The 4317-nt window shown below is 60.9% G+C and carries 3 protein-coding genes; all 3 read left to right on the top strand.

Annotation, left to right across the window (positions count from 1 at the left end; genetic code table 11):
* The first annotated feature begins 469 nt into the window (after positions 1-469).
* Positions 470-1813, top strand: a complete 1344-nt coding sequence (locus ABZD10_RS13940) for an MFS transporter (protein WP_372887377.1) — start codon at positions 470-472, stop codon at positions 1811-1813.
* A 58-nt stretch (positions 1814-1871) separates the two neighbouring features.
* The gene (locus ABZD10_RS13935; protein WP_372887376.1) at positions 1872-3488 is read left to right on the top strand and encodes an antiporter; all 1617 of its coding nucleotides are present in this window, start codon (positions 1872-1874) and stop codon (positions 3486-3488) included.
* Between the two features lie 71 nt (positions 3489-3559).
* Positions 3560-4317 (top strand): molybdopterin-dependent oxidoreductase (locus ABZD10_RS13930; RefSeq protein ID WP_372887374.1); only part of this gene is annotated, 758 nt, incomplete at its 3' end.

Below are 4317 nucleotides of genomic sequence, written 5' to 3'. Positions count from 1 at the left end.
GTGATAAGCTCGGTATGAGGCGGGAAGGTCTGGACATAGGCACCCCGCATCAGCGCCTTGAAAGACGCATCGTCGATGCCCCGGAACAGGTCCAGTTTCCGGATGTCCGAATGGTCCGACTCAGGCAGCCCTAGGTACAATGTCGTTCCCCCCTTTGGTCGCGAAAACTATTGATAAATTGATAATTGTCAAGACTTAGAGGTATTTATCTGGTTTGCCGACTTGTTCCCGAAAGCGCGTGCTGGATGACTTTCGGCAGTTCTCGAAATTATTTTCGCTGCCGCTGCGAGATTCCTTGACACAGATCAACCCCACACCACCTTCACAGACTTTAAGCATGAGCGGAACCAACCGACGGCATCAGGCCGCCCATCATTCGGAGGGACCCGAAATGGAGTTACAGAACAAGGCCACGAGCCTTTGGGGAAACTTTTTTAATGTGAAGAAAGTTCAGATCAGAACTTTCCACATGACCTGGTTCGCGTTTTTCTCCTGCTTCTTCGCATGGTTCGGAATCGCGCCGCTGATGATCATCGTGCGCGACGAACTGCAGCTGACCAAATCGCAGGTCGGCTGGTCGATCATCGCCTCGGTGGCGGTGACCGTCTTTGCGCGGTTCTTCATCGGCTGGCTCTGTGACCGGATCGGGCCGCGGCTGTCCTATACCTATCTTCTGATCTTCGGCGCCTTCCCGGTGGCCGGCATCGGTCTGGCCGACAGTTTCGAACTGTTCCTGTTCTTCCGTCTTATGATCGGCGTCATCGGCGCCTCTTTCGTCATCACCCAGTATCACACCTCGGTGATGTTCGCGCCCAACGTGGTCGGCACCGCCAACGCCACCTCGGCCGGCTGGGGCAACCTCGGCGGCGGTGTCACCCAGTTCGCGATGCCGATGGTGTTCTCGATGTTCGTGGTCGGCTTCGGCTTCTCCGAAGCGGTCGGCTGGCGCCTGTCGATGGTCTTCGTCGGTGCCGTGATCTTCGTCGTCGGTATCGCCTATTTCTTCCTCACGCAGGATGCGCCGGACGGCAACTACAAGGAACTGCGCGAAAAGAACATGATGCCCGAGAAGAAGTCGGTCACCGCCGATTACTTCCGCGCCATGTCGGACTACCGGGTCTGGATCCTGTTCCTGATCTACGGTGCCTGCTTCGGCATCGAGCTGACCGTCAACAACGTCGCGGCGCTGTACTTCTACGACTACTTCGACCTCAGCATGGTCGCCGCCGGTGCGGTTGCCGCCTCCTTCGGTCTGATGAACATCTTTGCCCGGACCCTGGGCGGCATCTTCGGCGACAACTTCGGTGCGCTCTGGGGCCTCAAGGGCCGCTCGTTCTGGCTGTTCGTCGTGCTCTTGGGTGAAGGCATCGCGCTGATGGTCTTCAGCCAGATGCAGGTGCTGTTCCTGGCGCTGCCGATGCTGATCATCTTCTCGCTGTTCACCCAGATGGCCGAAGGCGCGACCTATTCGGTGGTGCCCTTCATCAACAAGAAGGCGCTGGGCGCCGTCGCCGGTGTCGTCGGCGCGGGCGGCAACGCCGGTGCGGTTGCAGCGGGCTTCCTGTTCAAGGGCGCGATGGAATGGAACGACGTCTTCATGGTGATCGGTATCACCGTCGCCTGTGCCTCGGTCCTGGCCTTCTTCATCCGCTTCTCGAGCGAGCAGGAAGAAGAGGAACGCGCAGCCTTCGAAGCGGCCGCCCTGCAGACCCTCAAGGTCCGCGCCGAGCGCGCCAACGAGGCGCTCGCCAACTCGGTGCGCATCGTCGAAGAGTTCAATCGGGCCAACCCCGACAAAGCCAAGAAATACTAACCTACACAGACGGGCCGGCCACTCCGGCCCGTCTCAACCTCACCTGAGGAGATAAAAATTGGGACAAGACCTAAGAAACTGGAACGTCGAGGACGAAAGCTACTGGTCCTCCACCGGCAAGGCGATCGCCACCCGTAACCTGTGGATCTCGATCCCCAGCCTGCTCTGCGGCTTCGCCGTGTGGCTGTACTGGGGCATCATCACCGTGCAGATGATCAACCTTGGTTTCGCCTTCGAGAAATCGCAGCTGTTCACGCTGGGCGCCATCGCCGGCCTGACCGGCGCGACCCTGCGCATCCCGTCGACCTTCTTCATTCGCATCGCCGGTGGACGCAACACCATCGTCTTTACCACCGCGCTTCTGATGATCCCGGCGATCGGTGCCGGTTTCGCGCTTCAGGACCCCAACACGCCGCTGTGGAAATTCCAGGTTCTGGCCTTCCTGTCGGGTATCGGCGGCGGTAACTTCTCGTCCTCGATGTCCAACATCTCGTTCTTCTATCCCAAGAAGGTGCAGGGCTATGCGCTGGGCATGAACGCGGGCCTCGGCAACTTCGGCGTGACCACCATGCAGATCCTGATCCCGCTGGTGATGACCTTCGGCCTGTTCGGTGGCGAAAGCCGCACCCTGGTCAACACCTCGGGCACGCTGATCGGCAAGATCCCGGCCGGCACCGAGACCTATATCCACAACGCCGGTTTCGTCTGGCTGATCGCGCTGGTGCCGCTGGCCATCATCGGCTGGATCGGCATGAACAACATCCGTGACGAGCACGTGTCGCCCGACATCCCCAACCCGATCGGTTCCTTCAGCATCATCACCGGCATGCTGCTGGTCGGTTTCGCCACCGCCGCCTTCGGCCTGTGGCTGATGCTGCCCGCCACCAACGGCGGCCTTCCGGTCTCGGGACTGGGCGTGTCGAAATGGATCGTGCTGCCGATCGTGATCGCGCTGACCGTGATCCTGCTGAAGATGATCCCCGGCGCCGTGGGCCAGAACCTGAGCCGCCAGTACAAGATCTTTGGCAACAAGCACACCTGGGCGATGACCATCATCTACACCATGACCTTCGGTTCCTTCATCGGCTATGCCGCGACCTTCGCGCTGGCGATCAAGGTGGTGTTCGGCTTCCAGCACCTGATGGTTGACGGCGTGCTGACCCACAACACCCCCAACCCGAACGGCCCCTCGGCCCTGATGTATGCCTGGATGGGTCCGTTCATCGGCGCCCTGATCCGCCCCGTCGGCGGCATGATCTCGGACAAGCTGGGCGGTGCCCGCGTGACGCAGTGGATCTCGATCGTCATGGTCGCCTCGGCGCTGGGCGTGGCCTATTTCCTCAAGCAGGCCTATGTGTCGGCAACCCCCGAGCAGTACTTCCTGCCCTTCATGATCCTGTTCCTGATCCTGTTCGCGATGACCGGTATCGGCAACGGATCGACCTTCCGCACCATCGCGGTGGTGTTCAACAAGGAGCAGGCCGGCCCGGTTCTGGGTTGGACCGCTGCCGTGGCCGCCTATGGCGCCTTCATCATCCCCAAGGTGTTTGGTGAACAGATCAAGGCCGCAACGCCCGAATATGCGCTGTATGGCTTTGCGATCTTCTACGCCGTCTGCATCGCGATCAACTGGTGGTTCTACCTGCGCCCCGGCGCCTATGTGAAGAACCCCTGATCCAACTGAAATAGCCAGTCCTGCCCCGGGCACAGCTGCGGGGCAGGGCAGCAAAACAGGAGAAAACCTATATGAGCCATCTACTCGATCGTCTGAGCTTCTTCCGCTCAAAAGAGATAGACCGCTTCTCGAACGGTCACGGCCAGACCACCAATGAAAGCCGCGCCTGGGAAGACACCTACCGCAACCGCTGGCGGCACGACAAGATCGTGCGCTCGACCCATGGTGTGAACTGCACCGGGTCCTGCAGCTGGAAGATCTATGTCAAGTCGGGCATCGTCACCTGGGAAACCCAGCAGACCGACTATCCGCGCACCCGCGCCGGCCTGCCCAACCACGAGCCGCGCGGCTGTCAGCGCGGTGCCTCCTACAGCTGGTATCTCTATTCCGCCAACCGCGTGAAGACCCCGCTGATCCGCTCGCAGCTGCTGAAAGCCTATCGCGGCCTGCGCAAGAACCTGACCCCGATCGAGGCCTGGACCAAGCTCCAGAGCGACCCGATCCTGCGCGCCTCTTACACCAAGAAACGCGGCAGCGGCGGTTTCGTGCGCGCCTCTTGGGATGAAGCCACCGAAATCACCGCGGCGGCCAACGCCTATACCGCGAAAACCCACGGTCCCGACCGGGTCTTCGGCTTCTCGCCGATCCCCGCCATGTCGATGGTCTCCTATGCGGCCGGCTCGCGCTATCTCAGCCTGCTGGGCGGCACCTGCATGAGCTTCTACGACTGGTACTGCGACCTTCCGCCGTCGTCGCCGATGACCTGGGGCGAACAGACCGACGTGCCGGAATCGGCCGACTGGTACAATGCCGGCTTCCTGATGCTCTG

It is taken from the genome of Shimia sp. (genome assembly GCF_041624275.1).
Lineage (GTDB): Bacteria > Pseudomonadota > Alphaproteobacteria > Rhodobacterales > Rhodobacteraceae > Shimia.
The sequence above is the reverse complement of the archived record's forward strand: the minus strand, read 5'-3'. Positions and strand labels throughout refer to the sequence as shown.